The organism is Xanthomonas sp. NCPPB 1067 (assembly GCF_020783795.1).
Classification (GTDB): Bacteria; Pseudomonadota; Gammaproteobacteria; order Xanthomonadales; family Xanthomonadaceae; genus Xanthomonas; species Xanthomonas melonis.
In genome coordinates this window covers 43,871-62,549 of sequence record NZ_JAJGQG010000025.1, presented here as the reverse complement: position 1 = coordinate 62,549, position 18,679 = coordinate 43,871, and the positions used below count along the sequence as shown (strand labels likewise).

Sequence of the window (18,679 nt, the reverse complement as noted above, 5' to 3'; positions counted from 1 at the left end):
GCGATGCAGCTCTCTTACATGTCAACGATGGACGCGTCGAGGGGCACAGTGCATTCGAGATCTGGGCCGATGGGCAGTCAGAGGCCGGTGGGCAGTCTATCCAAAACATCGTAGGTCATGTTGATGCTGCCGTTTCCGTTCGTTACCAGCCAAACACCATGGCCAGGGGGAAGGTAGACCTGATAGGGGAAATGGTCCGAGGGAGGAGCAACGCCGAGGAATATCACTCTTTTGGTTCCGTCCCCATATCCAGATGGCGCCGATGTATCGGCGTAGACGGCAAGGCCTATTGCAGATGAAGCGCCACTCAGGCTGCATGTGCGAATCACGAGGCCGTACTGGTTGGTGGCAGGAGAAACAATTTGCGTGACCACGTTGGCTGCAACGCCAATATTCGCGAATTGAGTTCCTATCGGAACGATCGTTGTCTTGCCCGAGATTTCCATGGTGGTTACCTCGCTTCAGAGTATTGATGAGATGCGTCAATGGAATGATATTCGTCGAGTTCTTACCTTGCGTTTCGAAAAGTGACGCGTGCGCCGAGCCATGACACTACCTAGGGCAGAATAAGCTGGCAAGTCAAATTTTTCGCCGCGTCAAAAAGTCCGGCTCATGTCGTTAACTGACAGGTCTTTATCATACTCGCGCAATTTGATGTTGACGTTGACAGTCTGACGGGTCTCCGACAGCGTGAGCAGGCTCTATGCTTTTCAATGAGTCCGATGTCTCCGTGGATTCAGGAAGGGTCGAGTTGAGAAGAAAATTTTGCGGTGGTCACTCATCGCTCTATTTTTCAGGGTTTGAATTTTCCTTGGCCTACTCCGCCCAGGGTGGCGGTGTGGCACCGGCGACGGGCGATGCGTACAGAACCAGGTCGTAATAGTGGCCGGGAGAGTGCTGGCGTAAACGGAAGTGATAGCCATCCACTAATTTGTCTAATTGTTCAACGATATCCAACAGGTCCTGCGCGTAGTGGTACACACAAATGGCCATGCGGGGGCGTTGGGTGCGGATGAGGTTAGAAGCGCCTTCTAGTGCCCTGGCTTCGAATCCTTCTATGTCCAACTTCAGTAGCGTCAGCTTCTCCAATTCATCGTCCAGGCGTGTAGTGGTCACGGAGATTCCGCCACCCGGCGATACATGGCTGGAAACAGTGCCGGTCTCCTCGAAGCGCAGCGTCGTCTGTTCGTTGGAGATCGCCTTTCTGATGGCCTTGAAATTATGCGGGGGAAGGGGGGAGGCACTCGCGATGCCCTCCAGTTTTTGAAAGTTGATGCCATCGGGTTCGAAGGCGGTGATGCTTTCGTAGCGATAGCGGGATGCTTCTAGAAACTTGCGGACAATAGGGCCCTGGAAGGCGCCACCATCGCAGAAATGTTCACGCTGGCCTAGCTGGAATGTGCTGCTGTCGGCGTATTCCGAAAAGTACTCGTTGATCGGCGTCGCCCAGCAGTCCAACAGAAGGCTGGAATCGTAGGTTAGGCGGAACAACAGGTTGCTGTAGAGCGTAAAGACACTGAAATCGTCGTCCAGTCGATCCGCAAAACGCAGAAATTCGTCCAGGCGCAGAAGCGTCCGCTGGCGGTAGACTTGCGCAGGCTCGTATACGGCGAACAGCCCGCAATGCGCAACTGCGAGGCAGGCATCGACCCTTTCAATGCCTGCTTGCTCGCAGAGCTTGCGGGTCAAGCCCGACTCTCCTGGGCTGTAAGAAAAATCGATGGCCAATGCCTGGGGATGCTGAGCCGCCTGTTCGATGAACCGGCGCGAACTCCACCGCGGCACTCCATGAATGGAGTCGCCGTCGCTCGGTTGGTCATCAACGGCTGCAATGACATGGCTTGGGCGTTGGACGATCTGTGGGCCATAGATGTTGCCAATACCCGAGCGCGGTTGGAGCAGAAACAGGGGGCGCTGCTCGAAACGTGGAATCAGCGGATCAACGGAAGGCGCAACGCTCAGTTGCTCAATGCCCGCGCTGGTGCAGAGGTCATGTGCAAATGCGCGTCCGCGTGGGCTGCAAGAGAAGTCGATAGCGATCGCTTCTGCATACTGCCCCGCCTTGGCAAGAAACTCCTGACTGCTCCAGCGCGGCGCGCCGTGGATGCGGTCCAGGTGGATGCTTTGGTCATCAATTGCGGCAACGACATGGTGCAGGCCGGCAACGACACTGGGGCCATGCACCATGCCGGCATAGGACTCGGGAGCGATGAGGAAGACAGGGCGGTTGGCAATCGCGGGTAGGCGCGCAACGACTTCCTCGAGTGCAGGGCGCTCCTGCTCCGCAATACGCAGGATCCGTTGGCGAAGCTGCTCATTTTTTGAATTCATGAACGTCATGTCCCGTAGGTATGAATAGGTGTGTCGTAGCGGCCGTCGAAACAGATCTTGGCAGGCAGGTTCCCTCAGTAGACCGCGGCCAGCCAGGTTCACAGCTTCGTCTCACCTTGAAGCCCTCGCATACGACGGCGCCGGTTCGCTGGAAGGAGAATGTCATCTACGCAGATCGGTACCAGCAATGGCAGCTGCGCGTGCTAGCGCAAGTGCCGGCGTAGATCGTCCCAGTCCAGCAGGTCGGTGGCCACACCTCGCGCGGCCAGTAGGCCTGAGTACTGCTGTAAATCGTAGGACAACGCTGACCGTAGCGAGTCGAACTTCGGAGCATCGAAGTCGGGCTCCTGCTCATCGAAGGGCAGGTCGCGGCTGGTGAAGCCAAACTTTAATTCATCCGTCTCAGGTACCTCGCCGGCCAGCCTCGACAGGAACTTTGCACGGTTCGCCTCTTCCTTCAGCTTATCGAGTGAGACGAGGATTAGATCTTCCGGACGGTACCGATCGAGGAAGCTCCTAATGCTGGCGTAGTAGAAGCTCGCCATCAGGACAGACATAAAGGGGAAGCTCCGGCGAGTCATCAGGAATGCTGTTTCGTAATCCAGCCGGCCTGCGAAGTCTCCTTGTCGGAGTCTATCGATCTCTGCATCGAAATGACGCTCGACGTAACCAGAGGAAACCCGAGGGAACACGCGCACTTGAAGGTCCTTCTCTTCCTGGTAGGGAGTGGACGCGGTGACCTTTGGCAACAGCGTCCCACCCCGGGCCGTGGTGGTTCCGGAGGCTTTCAGGTAACTGGTGGAAAGTGCCAGCGCCTCGCTGTCCTGGAGAGCGTTGATCTTATTCATGCGGTAGGAACTCCAGGTCCGCTCGAAGGAATTGCGCAGGCACAGCACGATTCGGGTGTTATGTTCGGGCAGCCGCGAGATCGCATAGGGACTGATGGCGTAGCCGGAGCTGGCATCCAGCCACGGCAGTTGTGCCGGTGCAGGCAGTGACGGCCGCGTGCCGGGAATCAGGTAACCATGCGGTTCCTTGATATCTTCGACCAAATACTGTGCGATCCCGTTTTTGGTCAGCCAGCCGGCCAGGGTCGTGGTCCCGCATTTCGCCATGCCGGCGAGGAATATGTAGTTGGTTTTCATTGTGCGACAGGCGTGCGGCCCGGCTCTTCTATTACTGTCCGTAGACTAGGATGGGTTCGTCATAGCGGGTGTCGTACACCGTGCGGCTGGGCACGTCCCGGTCATACAGCCGTGGCCAGCCCAGTTCGCAATGGCGGCCGATCCGTACTCCAGGGCCGACCACCGCTCCCATACGCAGGATGGCGTGCGCGCCGATCTCGGTGCCGTGGCCGATACTGACGCCGATGTCGCACCAACATGAGGGGCGCAGATGCGCGCCAGCGCCAATCTTGACCCCGCTATGCAGCACGGCGTTGTAGTCGATACGGCTGCCCGCGCCAATCACCACGCCGTCGCCGATGAAGCAGTTGCGGCCGATCACGGCATCGGCAGCGACCACGGCCGAAGTGCTGACGAAAGACTCCAGGCTAAATCCGCGCTCCATCGCCAGCTGCATTAGCTCCATGCGCTTGAAGTTGCCGAAGCGCTCGTCGTAGGCGATGAACAATCTGTCCGCGGCCGGATCCAGGCCATCTATCGCGTCCAAGTCGAAGCTGTAGTCGGGGCGTAGCGAAACCTCGATCCTGCGCACGTCGGCTTGCGGCTCTGCCTGCTTCCAGGAATTGAATACCTGCTCCAGGCAGATGCCGGTTCCGATGACGCATCTAGAGGCCATGTTCTGTCTCCATCAGTGTTGCGTACCAACGCTCCACCAAGCGGTTGGTGAACTCGTAGGCCCCCTGGGTCGGCATCGGTGCGTCGATGTGCAGCGCTGATTGCACATGTTCCATGATCTCCACATCCTCGCCTGTTACCAGTCGGCTGCCATGCATCTGCCAGAGCAGGTTCCAACTGGAAAAGGCATAAGGCTTCTTCTTGCGCGTGGTGAACCAATAGATTTCCAGGTCGGTCCTGTCTGGGGCCACGGGAATGTGATGTTCCAGGGTGAAGGAATAGCCGCCGTTGGGGCAGGCGATGTGCATGTTGGGAAAAGCAAGCCAGTTGAAATAGGCGTCCTGTTCCCCCCAGCGCTCGACCATGTCATGGAATGGCATAGGCTTGGGCTCGGTGATCGGTGCGTCAGCGCTGGCCGAGCTGAAGCGGCGCATCTCCGCGCGTAGCCCGGTGGGGCTGGTGTCGGCCAGGGGGCGGAGGCCTTCGGCCGCCAGTTCAGTATCGACGTAGGGGATGAAGTCGAATTCCCGGGCGAGGCTCTTGGGGTGGACAAAGCGCGGGTGATTGCCGTCGCGTAGGTTCTCGTATGCCAGCTTCCAATTGAACTTGCAGTGCCAGGTGGTCACCATCACCTCGCCGTCGTACAGGTCGGAGCTGCTTTCCAACATGGAAATGAAGTGCGCGGAGAACTGTTCCTCGATTGGCATCGGGTCACTGTCCAGGTTGACGAATAGCACGTTGCCGATCACGTGCAGGGCGAACTCACGCAGCCTGAGCTTCTGCTGTTCTGCCCCGCTTATGCGATACAGGGCCCGACATTCGGGGATATTCTTGATCGTGCCGTCCTGGTCGTAGCTCCAAGCGTGATAGGGGCAAACCAAGGGACGTCGTCCGGTTGGCGCGGTCTGCAGCGGTGCGCTGCGGTGCAGACATACATTCTCGAATGCGCGCAACTGGCCGTTGAAATTCTGGATGACGACCGGAATGCCGGCGATCTTGCGGGTGATGAAGTTGTTGTTTTCCGTCAGCAGGGTCTTCAGACCTGCGAAAAGCCAAACTTTGCGAAAAATCTTTTCCTGCTCGCGGGCAAAAATCTCCGGGGACAGGTAGTACCTGGGGTGCATTCGCGAGTGCATGGGTCACTGCCTTGTCAAATGTCTTTCTGGAACACGATGCGGGCAGGGTTGCCGAACACACTCGCGCCGGCTGGTACGTCCTTCACCACTACCGAGCCGGCGCCAACCACTGCGCCGTCGCCGATGTGGATGCCGGGAATGATGGTGGCGTGCGGATGGATCGTTACCTCGTTGCCAATCACCACGCCGCCCCCAATGAAGACGAAGCTGCCGATCTGCACGTAGTCGCCGATGTTGACCTCGTGCGCGATGATTGAGGTGGACAACACGGTGACGAATTCGCCAAGCCGGCTGCCCGAGCCGATGGAGACGCGCGAATCGAACACGCTGCCTCGACCGATGTAACCAACAGCTGCTTCGCGCGAAGGAGGCGGGTGGAACACAATGAAGTCAGCGCCCTTTTCAATGAGCGTCCGAGCGTAGCGCCGCCTTGCTGCGGGGTTACCGATTGCGCAGATGAAGATGTCGCCTTCCACCGGTTGGTAGGTTGCAGGGTCGCCGACGATCGGCCAGCGCGAGGTGCCCTGCAGATGCGTGCGATCGTCTAGAAAACCTTTGATGTCCCAGTCAACGCCGTGCGCCGGATCCTCGTGGCACGCTAGCGAAGCGATATCCCTGGCGAAGCCGCCGGCGCCAACGATCAGCAGGTGACAGGGAGGAACGAATACATCGGTCGTCATGCGAACTCAACGCCTCCATCCATGCTGAAGGCCTGGCCGGTCACTTTGCTGCTGGCATCGGAAAGGAAATACAGACAAGCCAGTGCGACGTCATCCGGCTGTCCGATGCCCAATGGATAGCGCTTGCGGCTTTCCTCAAACCAGGCTTTGTCTTCGTTGATCAATGAGGTCTCAACCAACCCTGGACATAGTGCGTTGGCGCGGATCTTCCGGCGTGCCAGTTCGAGCGCCAATGGCCGCAAGGTTCCTATCAGGGCAGCTTTCGAACCGGCATAGGGGCCAACGCCGACTGTGCCGGTCAACGCCGCAATGGACGACAGGAACACGATCGAACCTCCGGCACGCAGCGATTGCCGTGCCAGCAGATGCCGTGTCAGCATCACCGGCGCCATGTAGTTGATATCCATCACCTCGCGCAGAAACTTGTCGCCGACCAGCTTCATGGGGGATAGCCCACGGATACCAGCGCTATGCACCACGCCGTCGACCGGCCCGCACTGCGCGGCCAGGTCCTGCAGCGCGGCTGCATCGCTCAGGTCGCCAGCGAACAGGCGATGGCCGTCGCCCGGCAATGCCGCCAGCGAGGCTTGCAGGCGCTGCTCGTCGCGCCCAGCGATCAACAGGCGCGCGCCTGCCCCTGCACAGGCCAGCGCAACGGCCTCGCCGATGCCTTTGGACGCACCGGTCACCAGGATGCTCTTGCCATTCAGACCATAGAGGTCGTGCAGGAGCGAGGTGATGGCATCGGCAGTGGGTATGGAGGCTTCCGGGCTCATAGGCGTATCGGCAGGGAAATGCCGCCATCGATGGTCAAGGTGCTGCGGGTGATCCAGCGGCTTGCAGCCGAGAGCAGGTAGGCCACGCCCTTGGCGACGTCATCCGGGTCGATTCGACCCAGCGGAGTGAGCGCGATCTTGTCGTCCATGTCGGCGGCGGTGCCAAGCTTTTTCAGCATCGGCGTATCCACATAGCCTGGCGCTACGCAATTGGCACGGATGCCATGCTTGGCCTGTTCCAGCGCCAGCGTTCGCACCGCCGACTCGAGTGCGGCCTTGGATGCGGCGTAGCCGGCCGCCGCCTGCGGGGCAGCACGTGCCGACAATGCGCTTACGTACACAAGCGAAGCGGAGCTCAGCAGCCGTTTCTTGGCCAGCAGTTGCTGGGTCAAAGTGACAGGGGCTAAATAGTTCACCGCCAGCATCTGCTGCAAGTGTTTTTCTGCAGCCATCCGGAACGGTATCAGCGCGGCGATCCCTGCACACGAGGCCAAGCCGTGATAGCCGGGCGCCGCAGCCAACAGCCGCTGCCGTGTGTCTTCTTCGGTAATGTCGCCGGCGATATCACGGTGGCCTGTGCCATGCAATGCCGAAGCCACTGCGCGCAGTCGTACTTCGTCGCGGCCGGTCAACACCACGGTAGCACCCAGCCGGGCGCACAAGGTAGCGACGGCTGCGCCGATGCCCGACGAGGCGCCAGTCACCAGAATGGTCTTTTCTTTCAGCCCGAATGCCTCGGTGGTCGCAGCCGCCATGCTCAGGACTCGATCAGGTCTGGAAACACCGCACCCTCGATATCGACCAGGCAACTGCCCCAAGACAAGCCAATGCCGAAGCCGCACAGCAACACGCGCTTGCGTCCGGCTTCCAGTTCCTTGTTGATGCGCGCGGTCATCGTGACCGGCAGCGAGGCGCCGCTGGTGTTGCCGAAGTCGCGCAGCGTCGAAGGCACCTTTTCCACCGGTAGGCCGAGCTTCTTGCGAATGGTCTCGTTGATCATGCGGTTGGCCTGGTGGAATACGAAGTAGTCCACCTCATCCTTGGACACACCGGTGTAGTCGAGCAGCTTCTGTACCGCCGGCGGCACCCGCTGGGTGGAGAAGCTCAGCACCGCCACGCCGTCCAGGATCAGGTCCACGCCGCGCCGCCACGCGCCGTCGGGTTCTTCGCGGAAGGGCATCAGGTGCTGCATGCCGACCGGCTCGCGATGCCCACCCACCGGCAGGATGATGGCTTTGTAGCCGCTGCCGTCGCTGTTGAGGTCGAAATGCATCGACGGCGCGTCGGCGCTGAATTCCAGCGCCGTGGCAGTGCCGGAGTCGGAAAATATCGGATCTTCCAGGTTGGCGCTGCGGTCGCCCACCAGCAGCAGGCCCTTCTTGACGCCGCCGGCTGCGATCATCGAGCCGAGCAGGTGGATGCCGAACGGGTAGGCCGAGCAGCCCAGGTTAACGTCGAAGGCGATCGTGGCATGCGACAGCCCCAGCCGGTCCTGCAGGATGATGGCGGTGGCGGGAATCGGATAGTCCGGTGACTGTGTCACCACGATCAGCGCGTCGATCTCCTCGCGCTTCCACTGCAGCTTCTCGAGCAGCACTTCGGTCGCATCGAAGGCCAGGTCCGAAAAGCATTGCCACTCCGAGGCCATGCGGCGGGTCTCGATGCCGATGTTGCGCACCAGGCGTTCGCGTTCGGAGCGGATCTGCGGCCGGCAATCGGTAAGGTTGGAGACGACCCGCTTCGGCACGCAGGTCGCCATGCCGGCAAAGCGGACGTTGTGCAGCGTGGAGGTCGCCATGGTGCTTACGCCTCGGTCAGTTTATAGAGATCGCCCACAGTGGTGGCAGCAGTGAGATCTTCGCCGGTGATGGTCTTGCCGTACTCCATGTCGAACATGACGATCACCCCCAGCGCCGCCAGCGAATCCCATTCCGGCAATTCCAGCAGCACGGTGTCCAGCGTGACCTCCACCGGCTCCTGGAAGTCGGTGGCGGAGAGGAAGTTCTCGATAAACGTTGCCTGGGTCATGCGATCTCGCCTGGTTGCCTGTTGAAGTTGCGGGAGTCTGGAAACGCGGTGTTGCGTCTTGCGGTCATGCAGCCCGTTCACCGGCGATGATGTCGGCGATGGTGTCGACCTGATCGGCGGTCAGGCCGGGAAAGATCGGCAGGCACAATACCTGTGCGGCGACCGAGCGCGCTACCGGCAGCCACGCCGGAGCGGAGGAGGGCAGCGCACGATACATCGGAAAGTCGCTGATCAACGGGTAGAAGTACCGTCTTACCAGAATGTCGTGTTCGCGCATCAATTGATACAGCGCGTCGCGCGAGAGCGGGTAGTCGTCCTGCACCAGGATCGGAAAGTACGCGTAGTTGGCGCTGCACCGCGCCGAGCGCGGTACGCAGTGGATGCCGCGCACCTCGCCAAGCCGCTGCCGATACTGCGCATCGATGGCGCCCCGCTGCGCGATGGCCTCGTCGATGTGCTGCAGCTGCAGCAAGCCGAAGGCCGCGCTGATCTCGTTCATCTTGCCGTTGATGCCGGGCGCCACCACCGTGGTCTCATCGACGAAGCCGAAGTTCTTCAGATGCCCGACGCGTTGATAGGTTCTCTCGTCGGGGCAGACGATCGCGCCGCCTTCGAAGGTATTGAACACCTTGGTGGCATGGAAGCTCAGCACGCTCAGGTCGCCGTGGCGCAGGATCGAGCCACCGTCGTCGCGCACACCGAAGGCATGCGCTGCGTCGTAGATCACCTTGAGGTTGTAGATATCGGCGATGCGGGTGATGGCGGTGGTGTCGCAGGCGGTGCCGTAGCAGTGCACCGGCATGATGGCGGTGGTCTGCGGAGTGATGGCCGCCTCGATCTTGGACGGGTCCATGTTGAGCGTCACCGGGTCGATGTCCACGAACACCGGGGTGATGCTCTTCCACAGCAGCGAATGCGCGGTGGCCACGAAGGAATAGGGCGTGGTGATCACCTCGCCGGTGATGCGTAGCGCCTGCAGGGCGGTGATCAGGGCGGTAGTGCCGTTGGTCAGCAGCGCCAGATGCGGCACGCCCAGGTAGGCGCACAACGCCTGCTCCAAGGCCCGATGCATCTCCCCCCCATTACTGACGATGCGGCTGGTCCAGATCCGTTCCAGGTACGGCAGAAATTCTTCCAGCGGCGGCAGCAGCGGACTGGTGACGGGGATGGGCATCAATGCCTCGCTGGTACGGGTGGAAGTCGGGATTCCGCCGCAGCCGACGGCTGCTGGCGGTGTCCTCTTGGAGAAGCAAGCGCTATGCCGGCGAGCGGAACCTCAGGTGGGCCGGCACGCTCAGTTCGCCAGCTCGGTCTGCTCGCGGTCGATGCCGTACTTGCGCAGCTTCTCCACCAGGGTGGTACGGCGCAGTCCCAGAAGTTGCGCCGCGTGGGCGACCACGCCCTGGGTCCGTTCCAGCGCCTCGTTGATCAGCGCCAGTTCGATGTTGGCCATGTGCCCGCGCAGATCGATGCCGTCGTCGGGCAGGCTGCCGGCCGGTGCGGGCTCCGCATCGGCGGCCGGTTGCAGGGTCACCACATTGCCTGGCAGCGAATTGGGCTCTGCCGGGCTGGACAGCCCCGGTGCCGGTGCCAGCTCGACCGCAATGGGAGGGGCGAAGTCGCCACGATAGCGCGCCGGCAGGTCCTGCACCCGTACCAGCCCGCCGGGATGCAGCACTGCCAGGCGTTCGACCAGGTTGGTCAGCTCGCGCACGTTGCCGGGCCAGTCGTAGCTGCGCAGCGCCTGCAAGGCCTCGTCGGCGAAGCGCACTTCGCCACGCCCGGTGCGCGCCAGCTGGCCGGCGATGGTCTGCACCAGCATGGCCAGATCGTCCACGCGCTCGCGCAGCGCCGGCATCTCGATCGGAAACACGTTGAGCCGGTAGAACAGGTCCTCGCGGAACTGGCCGTCGCTGATGCGCGCTTCCAGATTGCGGTGGGTGGCGGCAATGACGCGGACGTTGCAGCGGATGGTCTGGCCGCCACCGACGCGTTCGAAGCTGCGTTCCTGCAGCACGCGCAGCAGTTTGACCTGCATCGGCAGGCTCATGTCGCCGATCTCGTCCAGCAGCAGGGTGCCGCCTTCGGCCATCTCGAAGCGGCCCTTGCGCGCGCTCAAGGCGCCGGTGAAGGCGCCTTTTTCGTGCCCGAACAGCTCGCTTTCCAGCAGGTCGGGCGGAATGGCGCCGCAGTTGATGGCCACGAACGGTCCGTCGCGGCGCGGCGAATGCTGGTGGATGGCGCGTGCGACCACTTCCTTGCCGGTCCCGGATTCGCCCAGCACCAGCACGGTCGTGTCGAACGCGGCCACCTGGTCGATCAGGCGGCGTAGGCGGGTGACTGCCTCGCTGTTGCCGGTGGGGCCGGAATCCTGCTGCACGCCGGCCTGGTGCTCGGCATCCAGCCGTTTGAGGCTGGCGCGGCGCAGCAAGGCTTCCAGCTGCGCATGCCGCAGTGGCGTGTCCAGCGCCCACACATTGGCCTCGTGCAGGCCGTGGGCCTGGGCGAAGGCGCTCGGGCTGCCCTCCATCAGCAGCACCGGCGGTGGCAGCTTGGCGGCCGCCAGCCAGTCGAAGAATTTGTCGGCCTGGGCGGCGTCCTGCGCCGACCCCACCATGACCGCCATCCACTCGTCGTGGCGATGCCGGCCGGGATTGATGTCGGCGCCGTCGGTGACCCAGCGCGGATTGAAGTCCATGAATTCGAGCAGCGAGACGGTGCGTTCGGCGCGCACGGCATCGCTGTCGATCAGCAGAATGCGGGACTCACTCATTCCTGGCTCCTTCCGTCAGGCCCTCCAGGATTGGCATGACTTCCTGGATATAGGACAGCTTGCTGACGAAATTGTCAGCACCCGCGCGAAGAGCGTGTTCACGATGCTCGGCATCGTCGAAATGGCTCGCGATGACAATATACGGCGGATCGTCCTGGGTCTTGATGAGACGGGTCGCCTGCAGGCCACCCATCTCGGGCATGGCCAGGTCCATCAGCACGACATTCGGGCGCAGCGACTCCGAGCGTTCGATCGCTTCCAGCCCGTTGGCGGCGCTGCCCACGATATTGAGCCACTCCACCTTGCGAAAATGACGCATCGCAGCGTTGATGAAGCCCTCGTGGTCGTCGACCAGCAGCACGGTGAGTTTGCTCATAGTAGTCCTTATCCCGCTCGCGCGAGCAGCGGTTTGTTGGTGCGGCGGCGCTCGCGGGCCGGGGCGATATCCAGTTGTTCGCGGTACTTGGCCACGGTCCGGCGCGCAATATTAACTCCCTGGCGCGACAGCAGGCTGGCGATGGCTTCATCGGCCAGCGGCCGGCCGGCCGGCTCGCTCTCGATCAGGCGGCGCACCATGGCCTTGACCGCCTGCCCGGACACGCTGGCGCCTTCCAGCCGTACCGCGAAGAAGTGCTTGAGTTCGAAGGTTCCGCGTGGGGTCTGCAGGTACTTGCCGGTGGTAATGCGCGAAATCGTCGATTCGTGCATGCCGATCTCGTCGGCGATTTCCTTCAGGGTCAGCGGCGCCATGGCCTCCTCGCCGCGGGCCAGGAACGCGGCCTGGCGCTCGACGATGGCGCGGGTGGCACGCAGCAGGGTTTCGTAGCGCATCGACAGGCCCCGTGTCAGCCAGCGCGCTTCCTGCAGCATGTCGCGCAGCGGCTGGGCGGCCTCGCCGGCATTGGCCAGCGCGCGTTCGTGCACCGGGTTGATGCTCACCCGATGGGTGGTGGCCGGATTGAGCGCCACGCGCCAGCTGTCGTCCGCATGCCAGGCGAGCACGTCCGGGATCACGCTGGCGTTGCTTTCCTGCAGCAGGTCGTCGCCCGGGCGCGGCTGCAGCGACAGGATCAGCCGGACCGCCTCGCGCGCGTCCTCCACCTCGGCATCGTGCGCACGCGCCAGCAAGGCGTAGTCGTGGCTGGCCAGCAGGTCCAGGTCGCCGGCCAGGATGCGCGCGGCCAGGTGGCGGGCCGGGACGCGGCCGGGCAGGGCGCTCAGCTGTGCCTGCAGGCACTCGCGCAGGTCGCAGGCAGCCAGCCCGGCGGGGTCGCCGTGCAGCAGGCGCTGGCGGATCGCTTCCACCGCATGTGCGCTCGTCCCCAACCGCGCGGCGCCAAGCTGCTGCAGCGTCGACAGTGCGTCGGTCAGATAGCCGGCGTCGTCGGTATGCTCCAGCCAGAACGCGGCCGCCCCCAATGCGGCCTCGTCCAGGTCCAGCGCCAGTTCGCGCAGGATGCGCACATGCGGATCGGTGGATTCGCCCGCGGCCACGCGCTGCATGCGGTCGTCGTCGCCATCGTTCCAGCTGCTGCCCTGCACGTCCCACATCGTGCTTTCGGGCAACTCGTCGAACGCGGCCACGTCGGTGGCGCCATCGTCGTTGGTGGTGGCCTCGTCCCCGTTATCGGCCAGCTCTTCCAACTCCAGCAACGGATTGGTTTCCAGGGCGCGACGGATCTCCAGCTCCAACTGCATGCCGTCCAGTTGCAACAGACGGATCGACTGCAGCAGCTGCGGCGTCAGGTGCAGTTGCTGGCCAAGCTGGGCGGAAATGGTCGTCTTCATGGAAGCGCTTCCGAAGGGCACTGCATGCAGCAGCGATGGAACGCATCTTGCAGGACAACGCGACGGGTTTCTAATCAGGGAGTCGGGTGAGGTGACTCATGATTTTCCTGACATGCTGTGGGGAAGCGCCTGACAATTTTGACGGGCTCAAGCGTGCCCGTCGGAATTACGTCACTGTTTTGCGCGCACCGCCTGTCAAGAGCGCCTTCATCACGCTGACGGCCGCACAAACGACCGCGCGCGTGATCGCTCAAACCAGCTCGTTATGGTGCTTGGCCGCGAGCAGCACCAGATCGTTGGCGCGGCGGCAGCCCAGCGATTCCATCATGCGTGCGCGATGGGTCTCCACGGTCTTGACGCTGATGCCCAGGTCGGCGGCGATTTCCTTGTTGCTCTGGCCGCGGCCGATCTCGCGCAGGATCTCGCGCTGGCGCGGCGACAATGCGGCGATGCCGACCGGTTTTTCGCGGCCCAGCATCGGCGCGATCATCTTGGAGGAGATCTGCGGGCTCAGGAACACCTGGCCGGCCGCGGCGGCGCGCAGCGCCAGTTCCAGCTCCAGCGGGGCGGCGTCCTTGACCACGAAGCCGACCGCGCCGCGGTCGAGCGCGTCGCGTACGTGGACCGGGTCGTCGTGCATGGACATCATCACCACATGCGTGCGCGGCGCGGCGCGCAAGACATCGGTCATCGCATCCAGGCCGCTGCGACCCGGGAGCGACAGATCCATGAGCACCAGATCCGGCCGGTGCAGCGAGGTCATGTCCAGCGCTTGCTGCGCGTTGCTGGCCTCCCCGACGACATCGATGCCGGCAAAGGTTTGCAACAGCCTGGACAGGCCGGCGCGGACTAGGGTGTGATCGTCGACGATGATGACTCGCACGGCGCAGAAGGGACCTTTTTCGGTATGGGGCACCTTAGCCGACACGACGCCCGGCGCCAACTGGCGTCGTCAGCGCTGGCGGCGGGCCTCGGCGATCTCGCGGCGATGCAGGCGGAACAGATGGCGTTCCAGCGCATCCTGCAGGCCCGGCGACAGCGGCGCGAAACCCAGCCATAGCCAATGATCGTGCCCGTCGCTCGCGCTTGCCACCACATGTGCCGGAAGCTGTACGAGTTCAGGAAGCCAGTCGGAAGGTTGCAGGCAGACCACTCCCGTGGTGCCCGCCGCATGGGTGGTTGCGCAGGCGAGCCGGATGCCGCGCACCGACCAATGCACCATGGTCGGGCCCAGGCCGCCATCGCCCTGGCGCACCAGGCGGCCGATCAGCGCCAGCATCAGGTCGAGTTTGGCATCCATGCACTGCACCAGCAGCGGCAGTTCGCCACGGTCTTCGCCGGCCTCTTCGCTACGGAGATCCTCGACCTGCCCGAGGCTGCGCAATAGCGCTTCCGCAGCGCTGTGCGCGCCCGCATCGGCCCCGGCTCGAAAGCCGGCAGGCAGGCGCAACTGGCAGCTGAGCGTATCGGCGAACAGCGCGGCCTCGGCCGATGGCGCGAGGGTGCCGGGCGCGGACATCAGATCCGCCCGACCCGTGCGTAGGCGCGGCTGGCGCTGGAGGACGTGCGCTGGGCGCGCATCAGTTCCACCAGCTTGTGCTGGCGCTCGCGCATCGCCCGCACCAGATCGTGGTGCATGCTCAACAAGGTCTGCAACGCGTCGCGATCCTGCTCGACATCGGCCTGCTGTGCGTACTGGCGCACGTGCAGTTCGTGGGCGTCCAGCATCTGCGGCATCGCGTCGAAGTCCTCGTGCGCCAGGGCGCTGCGCAGATCGGCGATTTCGGCTTGCAGACTTTGCGCGCTATGCATGATGGGGCTCACGAAACGGCAGAGAGGCCGCGTTGTTCGAGGGGGATGGAGTTCCACGCCGAATCGATTTCGCTGAGCAGGTCCAGCGCTTCGGTCAAGGCGGATTCGTCGTTGTGCAGGTTGGCGGCAGTCAGCCGCTGCATCACGTAGTCGTACAGCGCCGACAGGTTACCGGCAATCTCGCCGCCGGCTTCGTGATCGAGCGAACCGTTCAAGTGGCCGACGATCGCGCAGGCCTCGCCGATGGCCTTGCCCTTGCGCGCCTGATCGCCCTGCACCAGGCAGGCCTGGGCCAGCCGGATGCGCTGGCAGGCGCCGGCGAACAGCAGCGAGACCAGTTTGTGCGGGTCGGCTTCGGTCACGCTGGTGGACACGCCGACCTTGCGGTATTGCTCGGCGTACTGACGATTTGAACCGTACATGGATGATTCCTCAATGGGCTGGCGTTTGCCGGTCCAGGGGCGTTGCGCGTCTACGACGACGCTCCGGCCGATGGGCAAGTCAGGGATGACGATGTGCCCTTTTGGTATCGGCAATTCCCTGACAGGACTTGAGGATCGCGATCACGGAAATTACTTTGCGAACAGATTGCTGAGCGAGGTGCTGGTGCCCTGCAGCTTGCTGATCATGTTGTCCAATGCGATGAATTGCTTGGTGTACATGTCGGACAGTTTTTCCATGCGGCTGTCGAGATCGTCCAGATCCTTCTCATAGCCCTTGATCTCCCGGTTCAGGCTGTCCGAGCGCAAGGTCAGCGCGCCGTTGTTGGCGTTGAGATTGGCATCCAGCAACTTGGTCATGCCGCTGCCGAACTTGCTGTCCTTGCCGAGCGCAGCGGCGGCGGCATCGGGATCGGCATTGATCGCGCTGTCGAACTTGCTGCCGTCGAAACTCATCACCCCGTCCTTGTCCAGGGTCAGGCCCAGCGCCTTGAGATCATTCAGATTGCCTGCCACCTGGCTGCGCAACTGCTGCTGCAGGCCACGCACCAGGGAATCACCGGTCAGCGCGGCGGCGGTCCTGGTATCGGCGTTGTAGGCGCTGCTGTTCTTCAGCAGGGTGTTGGTGGTGTTGTAGGCGGCCGCAAAGGCGGTGAGGTTGCCCTTGAGGGTGCCGCTGTCCGGTGCGATGTTCAGACTGAACTTGCTGCCTTCAGCCGCCTTGGTCAGGGTGAGTACTGCACCCGGGACCAGGCCGGTGATGGTGTTGGAACTGGAGGTGCGCTCGAAACCGTCCACGCGCACCAGCGCATCGGCCGCCGCCACCGCTTCGCGCATGCCGCCGGTGGCGCCGTTGCCGAAGGTCAGGGCGCTCAGGCTGGGATCGCTGGCGCTGACCGTCAGCGCTCCCTTGACGCCGGTATCGATCGCGTTGAAGACCAGATGCTGCCCGTCGTCGGCGGTCACCACGCTGGCGGTCACGCCCTTGCCGCCGGCCGCCTTGTTGATGGCCGCGGCGATGTCGGTGAGCTTGTCGGTGCCGCTGACATCGACGGTGATGCTCTGGTCGCCATAGCCCAGGGTCAGCGTGCCGCTGCCCACGGGCGCGTCGGCGGCATAGGCGGCGGAGGAGAGTTTCTGTGCGGTGGCCAACCGGGCCACTTCCACCGAGTAGCTGCCTGGCGCAGCGCTGCTGGTGGCGGTAGCGGTGAAGCCGGCGTCGGTCTGCACCGTGGTCTTGTAGGCAGCCGTATCGGCACTGCTGACCACCTTGTCCAAGGCGGCCTTGAGCGTTGTCGCACTGCTCTTGACCTGGCTGATCGCCGACAGCTGGGTCGTGGCGGCGGTCCCCGCCCGGTTGATCACTTCGGCGGCAGGCTGCTTGCGCCGCGAAACCAGGGTGGACACCAGGGTCGGGACATCGATACCGCCGGTGGTGACGCCGGACGTTGCCATAATGCATTCCTCGCATGAGCGCCCGGGTGCGGGCGCATGGGATTACGAGACGGGTATCGGCCGCGGTCGGGAGGACTTTAGCGCCGCCGCCGCCTTCACTCGTCTCTGTAAGCGATGCAAGTTCCGTACCCGAAGTAGACTTCCCTGCGCATCTGGGGCCGCCGGTCAGAATGTTGCCAATGAAAAAGCCCCTCCGAAGAGGGGCTCTGATGCACCGGAGGACGCTGCCGATTACTGCAGCAGGCTCAGCACGTTCTGCGGAACCGACTTGGCCTGGGCCAGCATCGCGGTACCGGCCTGCTGCAGGATCTGCGTGCGGGTCAGCTCGGCGGTTTCCTTGGCGTAGTCGGTGTCGCGGATACGGCTACGCGAGGCCGACAGGTTTTCCGAGGTTGCGCTCAGGTTGGCGATGGTGGAGGTGAAGCGGTTCTGCACCGCACCCATGTCGGCGCGCGAGGAGTTGACCGCGGTCAGCGCCTTGTCGACGATTTCCAGGGCCTTCTGCGAGCCGGAGAACGTGGAGATATCCAGGCTGCTCAGGGTGGAAGCGGTCGAGCCGGAAGCGGCCGAAGCGGTCTGCAGGCCGGCGCCGACCGTGACACCCGTGGCGCCGGTGGTGCTGCCCATGGTCAGCGAGGTGAAGTCCTGACCGGCCTTGAGCGATTCCAGCTTGAGGTTGCCGCCGGTGTCGATCGAGGCGTACATGCCGGTCTGGTCGAGCTTGTCGTTGATCGCCGCCGCCACCTTCTTGTTGATCGCCGCTGCGTCGTCGCCGCTGGCAACCTTCACGTCGCCGATCGTGACCGTCTTGGCAGTGCCGCTGGCGTCGTTGAACGCCAGCGAGATACCGGTGATCGAACCCGATGCGGTCGCGGTGCCGGTTACGCCAGCGCCGGAGACAGCGGCAGCGAAGTTGGCCTTGCCCAGCGAATCGACATTGGCGTCGACGATGCTGTTGATGCCGATGGTCTGGCCGGCGTCGGCGCCGACCTGGAACAGCGCGCCGGAGAAGTCGCCGTTCAACAGCTTGGTGCCGTTGAAGTTGGTCTGGTTGGCGACGCGGTCGATTTCGGCGGTCAGCTGCTTGACTTCCGAGTTCAGCGCGTCCCGGTCGGTCTGCGAGTTGGTGGCATTGGACGACTGCACCGACAGTTCGCGGATACGCTGCAGGTTGTTGCCGATTTCGACCATCGCGCCTTCGGCGGTCTGGGCCAGCGAGATGCCGTCGTTGGCGTTGCGCGAGGCGACGTCCAGGCCGCGGATCTGCGTGGTGAAACGTTCGGAGATCGCCAGACCGGCGGCGTCGTCCTTGGCGCTGTTAATGCGCGAGCCGGAAGACAGGCGCTGGATGCTGGTCTGCATGCTCGCGCTGCTGGTGTTGAGGTTACGCTGAGCGTTCAGCGACATTACATTGGTGTTGATTACCTGTGCCATTTTGATTTCTCCTAAGCGATTTTTCCGGCAAGGGGGCTTGCCTGGAGCCTCCGCAGGGGGGCCATCAAGTTGGCCGTTGCCGCTGCTGAGATGAATAACGGCGTTGCGTCGGGAACCTTTAGCGGATTTCAGTATTTTTTTACTGCGTTTCCGCGTCGGGGCGAAATGCGTAAGCGTTGTGTATCAAGGGGTTTGGATTATTCGGCAGCACCCCGCAGATCTTTAGG

General features: G+C 63.0%; 20 protein-coding genes. All 20 read right to left on the bottom strand.

Annotated elements, in window-relative coordinates; translation table 11 throughout:
• Window positions 1–77 precede the first annotated feature (77 nt).
• A complete protein-coding gene (locus tag LL962_RS16550) occupies window positions 78–446 on the bottom strand; it encodes a hypothetical protein (RefSeq protein WP_146092436.1) in 369 nt (122 codons plus the stop codon).
• A 370-nt stretch (window positions 447–816) separates the two neighbouring features.
• The gene (locus LL962_RS16545) at window positions 817–2,340 is read right to left on the bottom strand and encodes an FkbM family methyltransferase (protein ID WP_228317673.1); all 1,524 of its coding nucleotides are present in this window, start codon (window positions 2,338–2,340) and stop codon (window positions 817–819) included.
• A 194-nt stretch (window positions 2,341–2,534) separates the two neighbouring features.
• Window positions 2,535–3,476, bottom strand: a complete 942-nt coding sequence (locus LL962_RS16540; protein WP_228317672.1) for a hypothetical protein — start codon at window positions 3,474–3,476, stop codon at window positions 2,535–2,537.
• A gap of 31 nt (window positions 3,477–3,507) precedes the next feature.
• On the bottom strand, window positions 3,508–4,131 hold the full coding sequence (locus tag LL962_RS16535) for a UDP-3-O-(3-hydroxymyristoyl)glucosamine N-acyltransferase (RefSeq protein WP_228317671.1): 624 nt from the start codon (window positions 4,129–4,131) through the stop codon (window positions 3,508–3,510).
• A complete protein-coding gene (locus tag LL962_RS16530) occupies window positions 4,121–5,266 on the bottom strand; it encodes an aromatic ring-hydroxylating oxygenase subunit alpha (protein ID WP_228317670.1) in 1,146 nt (381 codons plus the stop codon). The genes LL962_RS16535 and LL962_RS16530 overlap by 11 nt, the downstream gene beginning before the upstream one ends.
• A gap of 14 nt (window positions 5,267–5,280) precedes the next feature.
• Window positions 5,281–5,946, bottom strand: coding sequence for a NeuD/PglB/VioB family sugar acetyltransferase (locus tag LL962_RS16525; RefSeq protein WP_228317669.1), 666 nt, complete (start codon window positions 5,944–5,946; stop codon window positions 5,281–5,283).
• Window positions 5,943–6,722 carry an SDR family NAD(P)-dependent oxidoreductase gene (locus LL962_RS16520; RefSeq protein WP_228317668.1) on the bottom strand — a complete coding sequence of 260 codons (780 nt, stop codon included), beginning with the start codon at window positions 6,720–6,722 and terminating at the stop codon, window positions 5,943–5,945. The genes LL962_RS16525 and LL962_RS16520 overlap by 4 nt, the downstream gene beginning before the upstream one ends.
• Window positions 6,719–7,477 carry an SDR family NAD(P)-dependent oxidoreductase gene (locus LL962_RS16515; protein ID WP_228317667.1) on the bottom strand — a complete coding sequence of 253 codons (759 nt, stop codon included), beginning with the start codon at window positions 7,475–7,477 and terminating at the stop codon, window positions 6,719–6,721. The genes LL962_RS16520 and LL962_RS16515 overlap by 4 nt, the downstream gene beginning before the upstream one ends.
• A 2-nt stretch (window positions 7,478–7,479) precedes the next feature.
• A complete protein-coding gene (locus tag LL962_RS16510) occupies window positions 7,480–8,520 on the bottom strand; it encodes a ketoacyl-ACP synthase III (RefSeq protein WP_228317666.1) in 1,041 nt (346 codons plus the stop codon).
• Window positions 8,521–8,525: 5 nt separating this feature from the next.
• Window positions 8,526–8,750, bottom strand: a complete 225-nt coding sequence (locus tag LL962_RS16505; RefSeq protein WP_024939600.1) for an acyl carrier protein — start codon at window positions 8,748–8,750, stop codon at window positions 8,526–8,528.
• 64 nt (window positions 8,751–8,814) lie between these two features.
• Complete coding sequence (locus LL962_RS16500; RefSeq protein WP_228317665.1) at window positions 8,815–9,924, bottom strand: DegT/DnrJ/EryC1/StrS family aminotransferase; 1,110 nt, start codon at window positions 9,922–9,924, stop codon at window positions 8,815–8,817.
• Between the two features lie 120 nt (window positions 9,925–10,044).
• Complete coding sequence (locus LL962_RS16495; protein WP_228317664.1) at window positions 10,045–11,523, bottom strand: sigma-54 dependent transcriptional regulator; 1,479 nt, start codon at window positions 11,521–11,523, stop codon at window positions 10,045–10,047.
• Window positions 11,516–11,899: a response regulator gene (locus tag LL962_RS16490; RefSeq protein WP_005997154.1), complete on the bottom strand. Its 384-nt coding sequence runs from the start codon at window positions 11,897–11,899 to the stop codon at window positions 11,516–11,518. The genes LL962_RS16495 and LL962_RS16490 overlap by 8 nt, the downstream gene beginning before the upstream one ends.
• A gap of 8 nt (window positions 11,900–11,907) precedes the next feature.
• Window positions 11,908–13,311: an RNA polymerase factor sigma-54 gene (gene rpoN / locus LL962_RS16485; RefSeq protein WP_228317663.1), complete on the bottom strand. Its 1,404-nt coding sequence runs from the start codon at window positions 13,309–13,311 to the stop codon at window positions 11,908–11,910.
• A 250-nt stretch (window positions 13,312–13,561) separates the two neighbouring features.
• Window positions 13,562–14,194 carry a response regulator transcription factor gene (locus LL962_RS16480; protein ID WP_003482986.1) on the bottom strand — a complete coding sequence of 211 codons (633 nt, stop codon included), beginning with the start codon at window positions 14,192–14,194 and terminating at the stop codon, window positions 13,562–13,564.
• Between the two features lie 69 nt (window positions 14,195–14,263).
• Complete coding sequence (locus LL962_RS16475) at window positions 14,264–14,830, bottom strand: PilZ domain-containing protein (RefSeq protein ID WP_228317662.1); 567 nt, start codon at window positions 14,828–14,830, stop codon at window positions 14,264–14,266.
• Window positions 14,830–15,123 carry a hypothetical protein gene (locus tag LL962_RS16470; RefSeq protein ID WP_104588665.1) on the bottom strand — a complete coding sequence of 98 codons (294 nt, stop codon included), beginning with the start codon at window positions 15,121–15,123 and terminating at the stop codon, window positions 14,830–14,832. The genes LL962_RS16475 and LL962_RS16470 overlap by 1 nt, the downstream gene beginning before the upstream one ends.
• An 8-nt stretch (window positions 15,124–15,131) precedes the next feature.
• The gene (fliS, locus tag LL962_RS16465) at window positions 15,132–15,545 is read right to left on the bottom strand and encodes a flagellar export chaperone FliS (RefSeq protein ID WP_104588641.1); all 414 of its coding nucleotides are present in this window, start codon (window positions 15,543–15,545) and stop codon (window positions 15,132–15,134) included.
• 150 nt (window positions 15,546–15,695) lie between these two features.
• Complete coding sequence (fliD, locus tag LL962_RS16460; protein WP_441004881.1) at window positions 15,696–17,021, bottom strand: flagellar filament capping protein FliD; 1,326 nt, start codon at window positions 17,019–17,021, stop codon at window positions 15,696–15,698.
• A gap of 228 nt (window positions 17,022–17,249) precedes the next feature.
• Window positions 17,250–18,452 carry a flagellin gene (locus LL962_RS16455; RefSeq protein WP_228317660.1) on the bottom strand — a complete coding sequence of 401 codons (1,203 nt, stop codon included), beginning with the start codon at window positions 18,450–18,452 and terminating at the stop codon, window positions 17,250–17,252.
• Between the last annotated feature and the right edge of the window lie 227 nt (window positions 18,453–18,679).

Coding starts and splice junctions, on each gene's coding strand:
- LL962_RS16500 (WP_228317665.1), bottom strand. CDS start 9,924: ATGCCCATCCCCGTCACCAGTCCGCTGCTGCCGCCGCTGGAAGAATTT.
- LL962_RS16535 (WP_228317671.1), bottom strand. CDS start 4,131: ATGGCCTCTAGATGCGTCATCGGAACCGGCATCTGCCTGGAGCAGGTA.
- LL962_RS16495 (WP_228317664.1), bottom strand. CDS start 11,523: ATGAGTGAGTCCCGCATTCTGCTGATCGACAGCGATGCCGTGCGCGCC.
- LL962_RS16530 (WP_228317670.1), bottom strand. CDS start 5,266: ATGCACTCGCGAATGCACCCCAGGTACTACCTGTCCCCGGAGATTTTT.
- LL962_RS16520 (WP_228317668.1), bottom strand. CDS start 6,722: ATGAGCCCGGAAGCCTCCATACCCACTGCCGATGCCATCACCTCGCTC.
- LL962_RS16510 (WP_228317666.1), bottom strand. CDS start 8,520: ATGGCGACCTCCACGCTGCACAACGTCCGCTTTGCCGGCATGGCGACC.
- LL962_RS16515 (WP_228317667.1), bottom strand. CDS start 7,477: ATGGCGGCTGCGACCACCGAGGCATTCGGGCTGAAAGAAAAGACCATT.
- rpoN (WP_228317663.1), bottom strand. CDS start 13,311: ATGAAGACGACCATTTCCGCCCAGCTTGGCCAGCAACTGCACCTGACG.
- LL962_RS16455 (WP_228317660.1), bottom strand. CDS start 18,452: ATGGCACAGGTAATCAACACCAATGTAATGTCGCTGAACGCTCAGCGT.
- LL962_RS16470 (WP_104588665.1), bottom strand. CDS start 15,123: ATGCATAGCGCGCAAAGTCTGCAAGCCGAAATCGCCGATCTGCGCAGC.
- LL962_RS16525 (WP_228317669.1), bottom strand. CDS start 5,946: ATGACGACCGATGTATTCGTTCCTCCCTGTCACCTGCTGATCGTTGGC.
- LL962_RS16475 (WP_228317662.1), bottom strand. CDS start 14,830: ATGTCCGCGCCCGGCACCCTCGCGCCATCGGCCGAGGCCGCGCTGTTC.
- LL962_RS16550 (WP_146092436.1), bottom strand. CDS start 446: ATGGAAATCTCGGGCAAGACAACGATCGTTCCGATAGGAACTCAATTC.
- LL962_RS16490 (WP_005997154.1), bottom strand. CDS start 11,899: ATGAGCAAACTCACCGTGCTGCTGGTCGACGACCACGAGGGCTTCATC.
- LL962_RS16505 (WP_024939600.1), bottom strand. CDS start 8,750: ATGACCCAGGCAACGTTTATCGAGAACTTCCTCTCCGCCACCGACTTC.
- LL962_RS16545 (WP_228317673.1), bottom strand. CDS start 2,340: ATGACGTTCATGAATTCAAAAAATGAGCAGCTTCGCCAACGGATCCTG.
- LL962_RS16540 (WP_228317672.1), bottom strand. CDS start 3,476: ATGAAAACCAACTACATATTCCTCGCCGGCATGGCGAAATGCGGGACC.
- fliS (WP_104588641.1), bottom strand. CDS start 15,545: ATGTACGGTTCAAATCGTCAGTACGCCGAGCAATACCGCAAGGTCGGC.